This window comes from Streptomyces sp. NPDC002446 (genome assembly GCF_053595675.1).
Genome location: NZ_JBSFYC010000122.1, coordinates 1 through 15,157, shown reverse-complemented (window position 1 = coordinate 15,157; position 15,157 = coordinate 1). Strand labels below are relative to the sequence as shown.

The window sequence follows — 15,157 nt, the reverse complement described above, 5'->3', positions numbered from 1 at the left end:
CCCCGCCGCATCTCCATCGCGTCCGCCGTCCGCAAGGCCGTCGAGGGCGGGATGACGGACGCGGAGATGCAGCCGGCGGGCGATGGACACCGCGCCGCGCAGCGACACGTCCAGCTCCGGCAGCTCCTGCGAGGCGAACGCGGAGGCGGAGTACACCGAGGCGCCCGCCTCGGAGACCATCACCTTCGTCAGCTTCAGCTCCGGCTGGGCGGCGATCAGATCGGCGGCCAGCTTGTCGGTCTCGCGGGAGGCGGTGCCGTTGCCGATCGCGATCAGCTCGACGCCGTGCTCCCGCGCCAGCTTCGCCAGCGTGGCCAGGGAGGCGTCCCACTTCTGCTGCGGCACATGGGGGTAGATGGTGTCGGTGGCGGCCACCTTGCCGGTCGCGTCCACCACCGCGACCTTCACACCCGTACGGAAGCCCGGGTCCAGGCCCATCGTGGCGCGCGTCCCGGCGGGCGCCGCCAGCAGCAGATCGCGCAGGTTCGACGCGAAGACCCGCACCGCCTCGTCCTCGGCGGCCTGCCGCAGCCGCAGCCGCAGATCGATCCCCAGATGCACCTGGACGCGGGTGCGCCAGGCCCAACGGACGGTGTCCTTGAGCCACTTGTCCGCCGGGCGGCCCCGGTCGGCGATGCCGAACCTCGCGGCGATGGACTGCTCGTAGGAGCTGGGGCCCTCGGTGGCCGCCGACGGGTCCTCCGGCTCCAGGGTGAGATCGAGGATCTCCTCCTTCTCGCCGCGGAACATCGCCAGCACCCGGTGCGAGGGCAGCTCGGTGAACGGCTCGGCGAAGTCGAAGTAGTCGGCGAACTTCGCGCCGGCCTCCTCCTTGCCCTCCCGCACCTTCGCCGCGACCCGCCCGCGCGTCCACATCCTTTCGCGCAGCTCGCCGATCAGGTCCGCGTCCTCGCTGAACCGCTCGGTCAGGATGGCCCGCGCGCCCTCCAGGGCGGCGGCCGGATCGGCGACCCCCTTGTCGGCGTCCACGAACGCCGCGGCGGCCGCGGCCGGCTCCACCGACGGGTCGCCGAGCAGCCCGTCGGCGAGCGGCTCCAGGCCCGCCTCCCGCGCGATCTGCGCCTTGGTGCGCCGCTTGGGCTTGAACGGGAGGTAGATGTCCTCCAGCCGGGCCTTGGACTCGGCACCGCGGATCTGCGCCTCCAGGGCGGCGTCCAGCTTGCCCTGGGACCGTACGGACTCCAGGATCGCGCCGCGCCGCTCCTCCAGCTCCCGCAGGTAGCGCAGCCGCTCCTCCAGCGAGCGCAGCTGCGCGTCGTCGAGCATCTCGGTGGCTTCCTTGCGGTAGCGCGCGATGAACGGGACCGTCGACCCGCCGTCGAGCAGTTCTACCGCGGCCTTCACCTGCCGCTCCTTGACGCCGAGCTCCCCGGCGATCCTGGCTTCGATGGACCCGAGGGCCCCGATGGGCTCAGTGGCTGCCGTCACGTTGATCCTGCCCGCCTTCCAGCGCTTGCTTGAGCCTGCATTGTGCCGGGTCACGGGCGGGAGTGTCGCGCCGCCCAGCCGCCGGGGGGCGTCCGCACGATCCCGTGCGGCCCGCCCTCCGGCGAACGGCGGACCTGCGGACACCTCCCGGGCGCGGGAAGCCGCCCGCACACCCCGCCGGGCCGCCCCGGGAGCCCTACTTGCCGAACAGCGTCGCGGGGAACGCGCCGGCGTCCACGATGGCGGTGGTGAAGCCGGCCGCCAGCTCGGTGAGCCGGGCCACGCCCTCGGCGCCCAGGTGCTCGTACGGCGCCCGGTCCAGCCGGTCGGTCCTGGTCTCCAGGTCCTTGCGCAGCTGCCGGCCGGCCTCGGTCAACTCGCCCTCGGCGTCCAGCAGCCCGCGGCCGCGCAGCCGCTCCTGTGCGGCCTGCACGTCCTCCTGCGACCACCCGCGGGTCGCCATGATGGTCTGGTAGCTCATCCCGCGGCCGCTGGCGGTGTGCGAGACGAGCGCCTCCAGCCCGTCCAGTTCGGCGTCCAGCAGCGCCATCAGGTGGCCGTCGCCGCGGTGTTCGCGCAGCAGCGTCGCGGCGTGCCAGTAGGCCAGGTGCGGGGCGTCCGGTACGGGCAGATCGGCGTGCGCGGCGTACAGCGGCCGGGCCTGGCGGGCGCAGCCCTCGGCCGCGCGCAGCGCCAGCTTCGCCGCCTCGGCCATCTCCGGCGACTCGACCGCCTCGTCACCCAGGAGGCGGCGGAGCGTGGCGTCCGCGGCGCGCAGCCGGGCGGCCAGTACGAGCTCGGGCGTGGCGACCGACCAGACGTGCGGGACGTGCCGGGCGATGAGCTCGTGGTTGAAGTTGTAGAAGGTGGCCGTGATGGTCCCGGGGCCCACCGCACCCATGGCCGCGGCGCGGGAGGCGAAGTAGCCGGCGCCGCGGTCCTCGATGCCGATGGCGGCCATCTCGGTGCCGCGCTCGGGCGCGAAGTAGAACGCCGAGTGGTAGGGGTTGATGACGTTGTGACAGGAGCGGCCGGCCCGCTCGGGCAGTGCGCTGGATGAGGTCATGGGGGCAGGGTACCGACCCGTCGGTATGGGGCTCGCCCCCAGGGCGCCGGGCACCGGCCGTACGTCTTCGCCGCTTCCGTATGGCAGGAAGGGTGGGAAATCCGTCATTGCCGCCATCGCCCCCGCTGACCAGGATGGACGGCATGGAACAGCGCGATGTGCTGGTCGTCCTCTTCGACGGCGTGCAGGCCCTCGACGTCACCGGGCCGGTCGAGGTCTTCCACGGCGCGGCCCTCGGAGCCCCCGGCGCCTACCGGATCCATACCGCTTCGCTGGACGGCGCACCGGTCCGTACCACCAGCGGCCTGACCCTCGTCCCCGACCTCGCGCTGGCCGCCGCCGGGGCGCCGCACACCCTGCTGGTGCCGGGCGGCCAGGGCACCCGGGACCCGGACCCGTGCCTGGTCGACTGGCTGCGCGGCAACGCCCACCGCGCCCGGCGCAAGGTCTCCGTCTGCAGTGGGGCGCTGCTGCTGGCCGAGGCCGGCCTGCTGGACGGCCGCCGCGCGACGACCCACTGGATGCTGTGCGACACCCTCGCCGAGCGGTTCCCCGAGGTGCGGGTCGAGCCCGAGCCGATCTATGTGCGCGACGGCGATCTGGCGACCTCGGCGGGCGTGACGGCCGGCATCGACCTCGCCCTCGCCCTGGTGGAGGAGGACCTGGGCCGGGACCTCGCGCTGACCATCGCCCGGCACCTGGTGGTCTTCCTGCGGCGGCCGGGCAACCAGACCCAGTTCAGCGTCCAGCTCGCGGCCCAGACCGCGCAGCGGCAGCCGCTGCGCGACGTCCAGCAGTGGATCACCGAGAACCCGGCGTCAGACCTCTCCGTCGACGCCCTCGCGGACCGCGCCGGCCTCTCCCCGCGGCACTTCGCGCGGGCGTTCCGCGACGAGGTGGGCATGACACCGGGCCGCTATGTCGACCGGGTACGGCTGGAGGCCGCCCGCCGCCGCCTGGAGGACTCCGCCGACGGCATCGAGCAGATCTCGCGCCGCTGCGGCTACGGCACCCCCGAGGCGATGCGCCGCGCCTTCCTGCGCGTCCTGGGCGCCTCACCGGCCGAATACCGGCGCCGCTTCCGCCCCGCCGCGGCGACGCCGCCACCGCCCTGATCCGCGGCGCGCCCCAAGACCCGATTCCCGCACCCCTACCAAACAGGAGCCGATATGCAGATCGCCATCCTTCTCTACGACCGCTTCACCGCCCTGGACGCCATCGGTCCCTACGACACCCTCAGCCGGCTCCCGGGAGCGCAGGCGGTGTTCGTCGGCGAGCGCACGGGCGGCTACCGCAACGACGTCGGCTCGCTGGAGCTGGTCGCCGACGCCGCGCTGAGCGAGGTCGACGCCCCCGACATCCTCGTCGTGCCCGGCGGCCCGGGGCAGATCGCACAGATGGACAACGGCCCGCTGCACGACTGGATCCGCGCCGTGGACGCCCGCACCACCTGGACCACCTCGGTGTGCACCGGCTCGCTGATCCTGGGCGCCGCGGGCCTCCTCAAGGGCCGCCGGGCGACCTCCCACTGGCTCGCGCTGGACCAGCTGCCGCAGCTCGGCGCCGAGCCGACCGGTGAGCGGGTGGTCTTCGACGGCAAGTACGTCACGGCGGCCGGTGTCTCGTCCGGCATCGACATGGGGCTGGCCCTGGCCGGCCGGATCGCCGGGGACCTCGTGGCCCAGACGATCCAGCTCGGCATCGAGTACGACCCCCGGCCGCCCTACGACGCGGGCGCCCCGGACAAGGCGCCGGCCGAGGTCACCGCGCTGCTGCGGGAGCGCAGCCGGTTCGTCCTGATGGGGGAGGAGCCGGACGCGTAAGGCCCGGCACGTCAGCTCGCGGGCCAGGTGAAGCGCGGCGCCCTGCGCTCCAGGAAGGCGGCGGCACCCTCCGCGGTGTCGCCGCTGGCGCGCGCCTGCGCGGCCCAGTAGGCGCCGCGCTCCTCGGCCTCGGCCGGCGGTACGTCCCAGGTCCCGTTGGCCAGCTCCTTGGCGGCGGTCTGCGTCAGCTGCGACCGGCTCGCCAGTACGGCCGTGAACTCCGCGACCCGCTTGCCCAGTTCACCCTCGGCCAGCACCTCGTCCACCAGGCCCGTACGCAGCGCGCGGGCGCAGTCGATCAACTCTCCCGAGAACAGGAGGTACTTGGCGGTGGAGAGCCCCACCAGCCGGACGAGCCGCCGGGTGGCGGACGCCGGATAGGCGACCGCCAGCTTGGCGGGCGTCACCCCGAACAGCGCCCCCTCCTCCGCGAACCGCAGATCGCAGGCCGCCGCCAGCTGGGCGCCGCCGCCCACGCAGTAGCCGCGTATCGCCGCCAGCGTCGGCCCGGGAAAGGCCGCCAGCGCCTCCTCCGCCGCCACCGCCAGGCCCTGTGACCCGCCCGCCGGATCCCGCAGCGACCCGATGTCCGCACCTGCGCAGAACGTCCCGCCCTCGCCGGTCAGCACCAGCGTCCGCACGGCACGGTCACCCGCCAGCCGCTCCAGCAGCGGCGGCAGGTCCCGCCACATCTGGTCGGTCATCGCATTGCGCTTGCCGGTGTTGCTGATGGTGACGGTCGCTGTGCCGCCGTCGACGTGTGTCTTCAGACCCGGTTCCATGCCCGGATATTAGAGCGACCCCCACTCGGGCGGCCGGATACGATCGGCGGTCTGATGTCAGCAACCCTCGTCGCCAAAGACCTCGCCGCCGGCCACGGCGAGCGCGTCCTGTTCTCCGGCCTCGATCTGGTCGTCGCCCCCGGTGATGTGATCGGCCTCGTCGGCGCCAACGGTGCGGGCAAGTCCACCCTGCTGCGCCTGCTGGCGGGCCTGGACACCCCTGAGGAGGGCAAGCTCTCCCTCAGTCCGCCCACCGCCACCGTTGGCCACCTCCCGCAGGAGCCCGACCGCCGCCCCGGCGAGACCGTACGGGCCTTCCTCGCCCGCCGCACGGGCGTGGCCGACGCCCAGCTCGCCCTCGACGACGCCACCCAGGCGCTGGTCGAGGAGCGGCCCGGCGCGGACGACGCCTACGCGGTGGCCCTGGAGCGCTGGCTCGCGCTGGGCGCCGCCGACCTCGACGAGCGCGCCGAGGAGACCGCCGCCCAGCTGGGCCTCGCGGTCGGCCTCGACCAGCCGATGACCACGCTCTCCGGAGGCCAGGCCGCCCGCGCCTCGCTCGCCTCGCTCCTGCTCTCCCGCTACGACGTCTTCCTGCTGGACGAGCCGACCAACGACCTCGACCTGGACGGACTGCAGCGGCTGGAGTCGTTCGTCACCGGGCTGCGCGCCGGCACGGTCCTGGTCAGCCACGACCGCGAGTTCCTGACCCGTACGGTCAACCGCGTCGTCGAACTCGACCTCGCCCAGCAGCAGGTCAACACCTACGGCGGCGGCTACGCCTCCTACCTGGAGGAGCGCGAGCGGGCCCGGCGGCACGCGCGCGAGCAGTACGAGGAGTACGCCGATACCAAGGCCGCTCTGGAGACCCGCGCGCACACCCAGCGCAACTGGATGGAGAAGGGCGTCAAGAACGCCCGCCGCAAGGCACCGGACAACGACAAGATCGGCCGTAAGGCGCGGGTGGAGGCCACCGAGAAGCAGGCCGCCAAGGCCAAGCAGACCCAGCGACTGATCGAGCGGCTGGACGTCGTCGAGGAGCCGCGCAAGGAGTGGGAGCTGCGGATGGAGATCGCCGCCGCGCCCCGGGCCGGCGCGGTCGTGGCCACGCTGCGCGGCGCAGGCGTGCGGCGCGGCGACTTCCGCTTCGGCCCGGTGGACCTCCAGATCGACTGGGCGGACCGGGTCGCCATCACGGGCCCCAACGGCTCCGGCAAGTCCACCCTGCTCGCCGCCCTCCTCGGCCGCCTCCCGCTGGACGCCGGGCAGGCGTCCCTCGGCCCGGGGGTGGTCGTCGGCGAGGTCGACCAGGCGCGCGGACTGTTCCTGGGCGACGAGCCGCTGATGGAAGCCTTCCGGGCCTCCGTACCGGATCTCCCGCCCGCGGACGTCCGCACCCTGCTGGCGAAGTTCGGCCTGAAGGCGGCGCATGTGCTGCGCCCGGCGAGCACGCTGTCACCGGGGGAGCGGACCCGGGCCGCGCTGGCCCTCCTCCAGGGCCGCGGAGTCAACCTCCTCGTCCTGGACGAGCCGACCAACCACCTCGATCTGCCGGCCATCGAACAGCTGGAGTCCGCGCTCGCCTCGTACACCGGCACCCTGCTGCTGGTCACGCACGACCGCCGGATGCTGGAAGCGGTGCACACCACGCGCCGGATCGAGGTCGACGCCGGACGGATCGCCGACCGGGCCGTGTGAGCGGGCGCGGGGGCGGCCACGGACCCCCGTGAGGATTATCGATTTGGTCCTGAGGCCGGCGACCCGTACTGTTGGGGCAACCGACGCGGGGTGGAGCAGCTCGGTAGCTCGCTGGGCTCATAACCCAGAGGTCGCAGGTTCAAATCCTGTCCCCGCTACTGAATACACACGGCAGGTCCGGTGCACTGGCACCGGGCCTGTCGTGCTGTACGGGGGTGCGCGGCGCGGCGCTCCGGATGGCGCGGATCGTACGGTCGTCATCCCGGGGCAGTCCTCGGGGAACGCGCGAAGAGAACAGGACCGGTCGCTGAGCCGGTCACCTCACTCGGATCCGGCCAAAAGGCGTCGATAGATGCTGACTTGTGTTCAGCGGGCCGGTCCGGACCAACGCATTCTCAACACTCTTCCTGTGAGGATGCCTTCCGGACCCCCTGCAGAACCCCCCGAAGAGCTGACCTCCCCGCTCGCGTACGAAGGTGTCTGGCGGTTCACCGCCCCGGCACTGGAGGCCTCCGTGCCGCAGGCGCGCCACGCGGTGCGGGATCTGCTCGACGAACAGTGTGTGCCCGTGGCCGCCGACGTCATGGACGGCCTGCTGCTCATCGTCTCCGAGCTGGTCACCAACGCGGTCCAGCACGCCGCCCTGCTCTCGCCCCAGATCGCCGTACAGGTCACCATCGGCGCGAACTGGCTGCGCGTCGCGGTCGAGGACAACCACCCCTACCGCCCCAAGGCGCTGGAGGCGGACGAGGGTGATGTCGGCGGCCGCGGCCTGTGGCTGGTCAAGACGCTCACCGCCGAGGTGGGCGGCAAGTGCGACGTCGAGCACACGGTGAACGGCGGCAAGGCCATCTGGGCCGAGCTTCCGCTCACCCCGTTCGCTACCAGCCCGCCGACTGTCCTGTGAGCTCGCGCACCGCCGGGCGGGCGGCGTCCAGCACGGTCATGAACCACGCGGAGAACGGCACCGCGGCATGCCGCTCGGCCAGCTCCTGCGGCGTCACGAACGCGATCTCGCCGACCTCCTCGGGGTCCGGCGCCGGCTCCGCCCGCACCAGCCCCACGAAGAGGTGGTTGTACTCCTGCTCCACGAGGCCGGACGCCGGATCGGGATGGTTGTAACGCACCGTGCCGGCCTCGGCCAGCAGCGCGGGCGCCAGACCGAGCTCCTCCGAGGTCCGGCGGGCGGCGGCCACGAACGGCGCCTCGCCCGGATACGGATGGCCGCAGCAGGTGTTGGACCACACACCGGGGGAGTGGTACTTCCCCAGCGCCCGGCGCTGCAGCAGCAGCCGGCCCTTCTCGTCGAAGAGGAAGACCGAGAACGCCCGGTGCAGCTGTCCGGGGGGCTGGTGCGCCGCGAGCTTCTCCGCGGTGCCGATCGTCGTGCCGTCCTCGTCGACCAGCTCCAGCAAGATCGGTTCGGCGGCGCCGCCAGGTGTGCTCACCGCCGCGTCTGCGGTGGTCTGTCCGTTGGCAGGTGTGATCGGCATGCCCATCCTTGTCGTCGGTCTTCGACGCCAAGTCTGCCCTAGCCGGGTCCGCATCACCGGCACAGCGGGTGCGCGGCGCAACAGCGCCCGCCCGCCGCCCGCGCAGTGCGCCCACCGTGAGAGGGGCCACACCTCCGGCCCGGCCGTCATGGCCGCGACGACGGCGGCCGCGCCCGGCCCGGTGACGGCGGCGGCGCTCGGCGATCATCGCCGGACCTGCGATGGCGCTCGCCACACCTGCCCCGGAACAACCCGCCCGCCCCGTGACCAGCCCTCTCATAACCGGCACCGGATCGGGTGCCGGTGGCGCCGGCCAGTTGTTCCGGCACCACCCGATCCACCATGATGATCGCGGCAGGCGCAGCCGTCGGTCACTCGATCGTGCGGTGAATGCGCGGTGAACGGCCGCATCCGGCGATCCGATAGCCTCTGCCGACGTGCCACCCGGCCCTCCGGGCGTCAGGTGTGCCACGCCCGCTGCCCGGGTAGGTCGTATCGAATCGGAACGACTGCGAACCAACCCGTGCTGCCTTGTCAGCATCCAAGGAGTGAGTTCGTCTGTCGACCGCCATCCTCACCGGTCCGCCGGTTGCCGGGTCGCCGCTCGAAGCCGACCTGCGCACGCTGGGCTTCGACGTCCGTACGGCGGACGATCCCGCGTCCGCCGCCGAGCTGATCGCCGCTGTGCCCGCACAGGAGCGGATCGCGGTCGTCGACCCCCGCTTCGTCGGACATCTGCACGCGCTGCGGCTGGCGCTGACCGACCCCCGCTTCCCGGCCGCGGCCGTGCCCGGAGCGCTCACCGCGCAGCCCGAGGCGCGCCCCGCGCTGGCCCGTGCGGTCGGCCGGATCCCGGTCGGCGCCGGCACCGCCCACCTCACGGACGTGCTGACCGAGACGCTCACCGAGTCACTGGACCGTGACGGCACCGGACTGCACCGCGTCGAGCTGGGCAGCCTGGTCGCCACCGTCGCCCTGACGCCCGCCCAGCGCGAGGAGGCACGCGAGGCCGTCGCCGCCGTCGACGACGAGGCCGTACGGCTGCGCACCGCCGTGAAGTCCCGCGACGGGTTCTTCACGACCTTCGGCATCAGCCCGTACTCCCGCTACCTCGCCCGCTGGTGCGCGCGCCGCGGCCTCACCCCCAACCAGGTCACCACCGCGTCCCTGCTCACCGCGCTGATCGCGGCCGGCTGCGCGGCCACCGGAACCCGCGGCGGCTTCCTCGCCGCCGGCCTCCTGCTGCTCTTCTCCTTCGTCCTGGACTGCACCGACGGGCAGCTCGCCCGCTACTCCCTGCAGTACTCGACGATGGGCGCCTGGCTGGACGCCACCTTCGACCGGGCCAAGGAGTACGCCTACTACGCGGGCCTGGCCCTGGGCGCCGCCCGCGCCGGCGACGACGTATGGGCGCTGGCGCTCGGCGCGATGGTGCTGCAGACCTGCCGCCACGTCGTCGACTTCTCCTTCAACGAGGCGAACCACGACGCCACCGCCAACACGAGCCCCACCGCCGCGCTCTCCGACAAGCTCGACAGCGTCGGCTGGACGGTGTGGGTGCGCCGGATGATCGTGCTGCCGATCGGCGAGCGCTGGGCCATGATCGCGGTACTCACCGCCCTCACCACCCCGCGCATCGTCTTCTACGCCCTGCTCATAGGCTGCGCGCTGGCCGCCTGCTACACCACGGCGGGCCGGGTGCTGCGCTCGCTGACCCGCCGGGCCCGGCGCACCGACCGCGCCGCCCGTGCGCTGGCCGACCTCGCCGACTCCGGTCCGCTCGCCGAGCTGATCGCCGGCGTCGCACGCGGCCGCGGGCGGACCGGTTCGTACCTGGCCCCCGCTATGGCGTTTCTCTCGGCCGCGGTCCTGCTGATCTGGGTGATCTTCGAGGACGACCCCACGTCCTGGCTCACCGTCGGTGTCGCCGCCTGCTCCGCGCTGCTGGCCGGCGCGGCCGTGGCCCGGCCGCTCAAGGGCGCCCTGGACTGGCTGGTGCCGCCCCTCTTCCGGGCCGGCGAATACACCACGATCCTGGTCCTGGCGGCCCGCTCGGACGTCCCCGGAGCGCTGCCCGCGGCGTTCGGGCTGGTCGCGGCGGTCGCCTACCATCACTACGACACGGTCTACCGCATCCGCGGTGGCACCGGAGCCCCTCCGCGGTGGCTGGTCCGGGCGACCGGCGGTGCCGAGGGACGGATCCTCGTGATCACCGTCCTCGCCGCCGCGCTGTCCCCCTCAGGTTTCACAATCGCGCTGACGGCCCTTGCTGTGGTCCTGGCGCTGCTGGTGCTCATCGAGAGCATCCGCTTCTGGGTGTCCTCCCAAGCACCCGCCGTACACGATGAAGGAGAACCCGCATGATCGGCCTCGTGCTGGCTGCCGGCGCCGGACGGCGTCTGCGTCCCTACACCGACACCCTGCCCAAGGCGCTGGTGCCGGTCGACGGCGACACCACCATCCTGGACCTGACCCTCGGCAACTTCGCCGAGATCGGCCTGACCGAGGTCGCGATCATCGTCGGCTACCGCAAGGAGGCCGTGTACGAGCGCAAGGAGGCCCTGGAGCAGAAGTACGGCCTCAAGATCACCCTGATCGACAACGACAAGGCCGAGGAGTGGAACAACGCCTACTCCCTGTGGTGCGGCCGTGACTCGATCAAGCACACCGTGATCCTCGCCAACGGCGACACCGTGCACCCGGTCTCCGTCGAGAAGACCCTGCTCGCCGCCCGCGGCAACGGCCAGAAGATCATCCTCGCGCTGGACACCGTCAAGCAGCTCGCCGACGAGGAGATGAAGGTCGTCGTGGACCCCGCCAAGGGCGTCCAGAAGATCACCAAGCTGATGGACCCGGCCGAGGCGACCGGTGAGTACATCGGCGTCACCCTCATCGAGGGCGAGGCCGCCGAGGAGCTGGCCGACGCCCTGAAGACCACCTTCGAGCGGGACCCCGACCTCTACTACGAGGACGGCTACCAGGAGCTCGTCAACCGCGGCTTCAAGGTGGACGTGGCACCGATCGGCGACGTCAAGTGGGTCGAGATCGACAACCACGACGACCTGGCGAAGGGCCGTGACATCGCATGCCAGTACTGACCCGCCTCATCCCGTCCCCCGTCGTCGTTGACATCAACGCCGGCGCCCTGGACGACCTGGCGGGTCTGCTGGCCGATCAGCGCATCTCCGCGTCCGGCAAGCTCGCCATCGCCATCAGCGGCGGCTCGGGGGCGCGGCTGCGCGAGCGGCTGTCGCCCGCCCTGCCGGGCGCCGAGTGGTACGAGGTCGGCGGCGGCACCCTGGACGACGCGATCAAGCTCGCCGACGCCATGAAGAAGGGGCACTACGACGCGGTCGTGGGCCTCGGCGGCGGCAAGATCATCGACTGCGCCAAGTTCGCCGCGGCGCGGATCGGCCTGCCGCTGGTCGCCGTCGCGACGAACCTGTCGCACGACGGCCTGTGCTCGCCGGTCGCCACGCTCGACAACGACGCGGGCCGCGGCTCGTACGGTGTGCCGAACCCGATCGCCGTGGTGATCGACCTCGACATCATCCGCGAGGCCCCGGTCCGGTTCGTCCGCTCCGGCATCGGCGACGCGATCTCCAACATCTCCGCGGTCGCGGACTGGGAGCTCTCCCACCGCGAGACCGGAGAGGCGATCGACGGACTGGCCGCCGCCATGGCGCGGCAGGCCGGCGAGGCGGTGCTGCGGCACCCCGGCGGCGTCGGCGACGACGGCTTCCTGCAGGTGCTCGCCGAGGGCCTGGTCCTCACCGGCATCTCGATGTCGGTGGCCGGCGACAGCCGCCCGGCGTCCGGCGCCTGCCACGAGATCAACCACGCGCTGGACATCCTCTACCCCAAGCGGTCCGCGAGCCACGGCGAGCAGTGCGGTCTGGGCGCCGCCTTCGCCACGCATCTGCGCGGGGACAAGGAGACCCGCGACCTGATGGTCGAGGTGCTGCGCCGGCACGGGCTGCCGGTCACGCCGGGTGAGATCGGCTTCACCGACGAGGAGTTCGTCGAGGCCGTCGCGTACGCACCCAAGACCCGCCCCGGGCGCTACACGATCCTGGAGCACCTCGACCTGTCCACCGACCAGATCAGGGACGCTTACGCCGACTATGCACAAGCCATCGGTAGCTGAGCTCCGCCCGGTCGTCCACCCCCCGGGTGTGAAGGACCGGCGGAGCGGCGAGCACTGGGCCGGCCGGCTCTACATGCGCGAGATCTCCCTGCGCATCGACCGGCACCTGGTGAACACGCGGGTCACGCCCAACCAGCTGACCTACCTGATGACCGTCTTCGGCGTCCTCGCCGCCCCGGCCCTGCTGGTGCCGGGGATCGCGGGCGCCGTGCTCGGCGTGCTGATGGTGCAGCTGTACCTGCTGCTCGACTGCGTCGACGGCGAGGTCGCCCGCTGGAAGAAGCAGTTCTCGCTCGGCGGGGTGTACCTGGACCGGGTCGGCGCCTACCTGTGCGACGCCGCGGTCCTGGTCGGCTTCGGCCTGCGCGCCGCCGACCTGTGGGGCTCCGGCCGGATCGACTGGCTGTGGGCCTTCCTCGGCACCCTCGCCGCCCTCGGCGCCATCCTGATCAAGGCCGAGACCGACCTCGTCGGCGTCGCCCGGCACCAGGGCGGGCTGCCGCCGGTCAAGGAAGCGGCGTCCGAGCCGCGCTCGTCCGGTATGGCGCTGGCCCGCAAGGCCGCCGCGGCGCTGAAGTTCCACCGGCTGATCCTCGGGGTCGAGGCGTCCCTGCTGATCCTGGTCCTGGCAGTCCTGGACACGGTCCGGGGCGACCTGTTCTTCTCCCGTCTCGGCGTCGCCGTGCTCGCCGGCATCGCGCTCGTCCAGACGCTGCTCCACCTCGTGTCCATCCTCGTCTCCAGCAGGCTCAAGTGACGGGGGCGCCCGCGATGCGCGTCGGTGCGGTTGTCCTGACCATGGGCAACCGCCCCGAGGAGCTGCGCGCGCTGCTGGACTCGGTCGCCAAGCAGGACGGCGATCCGATCGAGATCGCGGTGGTCGGCAACGGCTCGCCGCTGCCCGAGCTGCCGGACGGCGTACGGACCGTCGAGCTGCCGGAGAACGTCGGCATCCCGGCCGGCCGCAACGTCGGCATCGAGGCCTTCGGGCCCGGCGGCAGCGAGGTCGACGTGCTGCTCTTCCTCGACGACGACGGGCTGCTGGCCAGGGAGGACACCGCGCAGCTGTGCCGCGAGGCGTTCGCGAAGGACCCCGGGCTCGGGATCATCAGCTTCCGGATCGCCGACCCGGACACCGGCGAGACCCAGCGCCGGCACGTGCCCCGGCTGCGCGCCTCCGACCCGATGCGCTCGTCCCGGGTGACCACCTTCCTCGGCGGCGCGAACGCGGTCCGTACCAAGGTCTTCGAGGAGGTCGGCGGGCTGCCCGACGACTTCTTCTACGCCCATGAGGAGACCGATCTGGCCTGGCGGGCGCTGGACGCGGGCTGGATGATCGACTACCGGTCGGACATGGTCCTCTTCCACCCGACCACGGCCCCGGCCCGGCACGCGGTCTACCACCGCATGGTGGCCCGCAACCGCGTCTGGCTGGCCCGCCGCAACCTCCCCGCCCCGCTGGTTCCGGTCTACCTCGGTGTCTGGTTTCTGCTCACCCTCGCCCGCCGTCCGTCGCGGCCGGCGCTGCGGGCCTGGCTGGGTGGCTTCAAGGAGGGCTGGGCCACCCCGTGCGGTCCCAGGCGGCCCATGAAGTGGGCTACCGTTTGGCGACTGACCCGACTGGGCCGCCCTCCCGTCATCTGACAAGCTCGTATCTGAGAGCATCAGGCGCGAACCGGGGCGTAGCCCCGGCAGCGCACCTTGAGGACGAAAGTGTCAACTGTGAGCGAGACCACGCACGACAGTGCGGTCGCCATGAGTGCCCCGCCAGCTTCCGACGAAGGGCTCACCGCTGCCCAGCGGGCCCAGAAGTACGGGCTCGCGCAGAGCGGGGCCCGGCCCAGCCTCCCGGAGTACGTCCGGCAGCTGTGGCAGCGGCGGCACTTCATCTCCGCCTTCGCCAGCGCCAAGCTGACGGCGCAGTACAGCCAGGCCAAGCTGGGGCAGGTCTGGCAGGTGGCGACGCCGCTGCTGAACGCGCTCGTCTACTACTTGATCTTCGGCCTGCTGATCGGCACGCGGAACGGCGTCCCCGACTTCGTCCCGTTCCTGGTGACCGGCGTCTTCATCTTCACCTTCACCCAGAGCTCGGTGATGGCCGGCACCAAGTCGATCTCGGGCAACCTGGGTCTGGTGCGCGCGCTGCACTTCCCGCGGGCCTGTCTGCCGGTCTCGTTCTGCCTGATGCAGCTGCAGCAGCTGGTGTTCTCCATGGGTGTCCTGATGGTCATCCTGCTGGGCTTCGGGCAGCTGCCGACCTGGTCGTGGCTGCTGGTGCTCCCCGCGCTGGCGCTGCAGTTCATGTTCAACACCGGCCTGGCGATGGTCATGGCGCGCCTCGGCTCCAAGACCCCGGACCTGGCGCAGCTGATGCCGTTCATCATGCGGACGTGGATGTACGCGTCCGGCGTGATGTTCAGCATCGACCTGATCCTCAAGGGCAAGGACGTCCCCGCGTTCGTGGAGTTCCTGCTCGACGCCAACCCGGCCGCCCTCTACATCGACCTGATGCGCTTCGCCCTGATCGACAGCTTCACACTGGACAAGCTGCCGCACGGGACGTGGGCGTGGGCGTGGGCCGGCGGCTGGGCGCTGGTGATGGGCGTCATCGGCTTTGTGTACTTCTGGAAGGCTGAGGAGCGGTACGGACGTGGCTGAGCAGAACAACGGCGTCCAGCCGGTGCAGGCGGCCGGGGCCC

At 72.2% G+C, this 15,157-nt stretch carries 14 protein-coding genes and 1 tRNA gene; 11 read left to right on the top strand and 4 right to left on the bottom strand.

Going from position 1 to position 15,157, the window contains the following annotated elements:
- Together ACWD6P_RS35735 and ACWD6P_RS35730 are read right to left on the bottom strand one after the other, a co-directional pair.
- A partial coding sequence (locus ACWD6P_RS35735; RefSeq protein ID WP_451448384.1) for a Tex-like N-terminal domain-containing protein occupies window positions 1–1,449 on the bottom strand: 1,449 nt, incomplete at its 3' end.
- A gap of 196 nt (window positions 1,450–1,645) precedes the next feature.
- Complete coding sequence (locus ACWD6P_RS35730; RefSeq protein WP_451448383.1) at window positions 1,646–2,515, bottom strand: SCO6745 family protein; 870 nt, start codon at window positions 2,513–2,515, stop codon at window positions 1,646–1,648.
- A gap of 143 nt (window positions 2,516–2,658) precedes the next feature.
- Between ACWD6P_RS35730 and ACWD6P_RS35725 the strand changes: the two genes are divergently transcribed.
- Window positions 2,659–3,630, top strand: coding sequence for a GlxA family transcriptional regulator (locus tag ACWD6P_RS35725; protein WP_451448382.1), 972 nt, complete (start codon window positions 2,659–2,661; stop codon window positions 3,628–3,630).
- A gap of 54 nt (window positions 3,631–3,684) precedes the next feature.
- Window positions 3,685–4,338: a DJ-1/PfpI family protein gene (locus tag ACWD6P_RS35720; RefSeq protein WP_451448381.1), complete on the top strand. Its 654-nt coding sequence runs from the start codon at window positions 3,685–3,687 to the stop codon at window positions 4,336–4,338.
- Window positions 4,339–4,349: 11 nt separating this feature from the next.
- Here ACWD6P_RS35720 and ACWD6P_RS35715 read toward each other — a convergent pair whose 3' ends face one another.
- On the bottom strand, window positions 4,350–5,120 hold the full coding sequence (locus ACWD6P_RS35715) for an enoyl-CoA hydratase/isomerase family protein (RefSeq protein ID WP_451448380.1): 771 nt from the start codon (window positions 5,118–5,120) through the stop codon (window positions 4,350–4,352).
- A gap of 54 nt (window positions 5,121–5,174) precedes the next feature.
- Between ACWD6P_RS35715 and ACWD6P_RS35710 the strand changes: the two genes are divergently transcribed.
- From ACWD6P_RS35710 to ACWD6P_RS35700, 3 genes are all read left to right on the top strand, one after another.
- Window positions 5,175–6,818, top strand: coding sequence for an ABC-F family ATP-binding cassette domain-containing protein (locus ACWD6P_RS35710; RefSeq protein WP_451448379.1), 1,644 nt, complete (start codon window positions 5,175–5,177; stop codon window positions 6,816–6,818).
- An 84-nt stretch (window positions 6,819–6,902) separates the two neighbouring features.
- Window positions 6,903–6,976: transfer RNA gene (locus ACWD6P_RS35705), tRNA-Met, on the top strand.
- A gap of 257 nt (window positions 6,977–7,233) precedes the next feature.
- Window positions 7,234–7,725 carry an ATP-binding protein gene (locus tag ACWD6P_RS35700; protein ID WP_451448378.1) on the top strand — a complete coding sequence of 164 codons (492 nt, stop codon included), beginning with the start codon at window positions 7,234–7,236 and terminating at the stop codon, window positions 7,723–7,725.
- On the opposite strand, the gene idi is transcribed toward ACWD6P_RS35700, so the two are convergent.
- Window positions 7,700–8,311, bottom strand: coding sequence for an isopentenyl-diphosphate Delta-isomerase (gene idi / locus ACWD6P_RS35695; protein ID WP_451448377.1), 612 nt, complete (start codon window positions 8,309–8,311; stop codon window positions 7,700–7,702). The genes ACWD6P_RS35700 and idi overlap by 26 nt on opposite strands.
- A 558-nt stretch (window positions 8,312–8,869) precedes the next feature.
- Between idi and ACWD6P_RS35690 the strand changes: the two genes are divergently transcribed.
- From ACWD6P_RS35690 to ACWD6P_RS35665, 6 genes are all read left to right on the top strand, one after another.
- Window positions 8,870–10,675, top strand: coding sequence for a DUF5941 domain-containing protein (locus ACWD6P_RS35690; RefSeq protein ID WP_451448386.1), 1,806 nt, complete (start codon window positions 8,870–8,872; stop codon window positions 10,673–10,675).
- A complete protein-coding gene (locus ACWD6P_RS35685; RefSeq protein ID WP_451448376.1) occupies window positions 10,672–11,409 on the top strand; it encodes a phosphocholine cytidylyltransferase family protein in 738 nt (245 codons plus the stop codon). Before ACWD6P_RS35690 ends, ACWD6P_RS35685 begins: the two co-directional genes overlap by 4 nt.
- The gene (locus ACWD6P_RS35680; RefSeq protein ID WP_451448375.1) at window positions 11,397–12,458 is read left to right on the top strand and encodes an iron-containing alcohol dehydrogenase family protein; all 1,062 of its coding nucleotides are present in this window, start codon (window positions 11,397–11,399) and stop codon (window positions 12,456–12,458) included. Before ACWD6P_RS35685 ends, ACWD6P_RS35680 begins: the two co-directional genes overlap by 13 nt.
- Window positions 12,436–13,215: a CDP-alcohol phosphatidyltransferase family protein gene (locus ACWD6P_RS35675; protein WP_451448374.1), complete on the top strand. Its 780-nt coding sequence runs from the start codon at window positions 12,436–12,438 to the stop codon at window positions 13,213–13,215. The genes ACWD6P_RS35680 and ACWD6P_RS35675 overlap by 23 nt, the downstream gene beginning before the upstream one ends.
- A gap of 14 nt (window positions 13,216–13,229) precedes the next feature.
- Window positions 13,230–14,102, top strand: coding sequence for a glycosyltransferase family 2 protein (locus tag ACWD6P_RS35670; RefSeq protein WP_451448385.1), 873 nt, complete (start codon window positions 13,230–13,232; stop codon window positions 14,100–14,102).
- 78 nt (window positions 14,103–14,180) lie between these two features.
- Entirely contained in the window at window positions 14,181–15,116 is a 936-nt protein-coding gene (locus ACWD6P_RS35665; protein ID WP_451448373.1) for an ABC transporter permease, read from the top strand.
- Window positions 15,117–15,157: the final 41 nt, after the last annotated feature.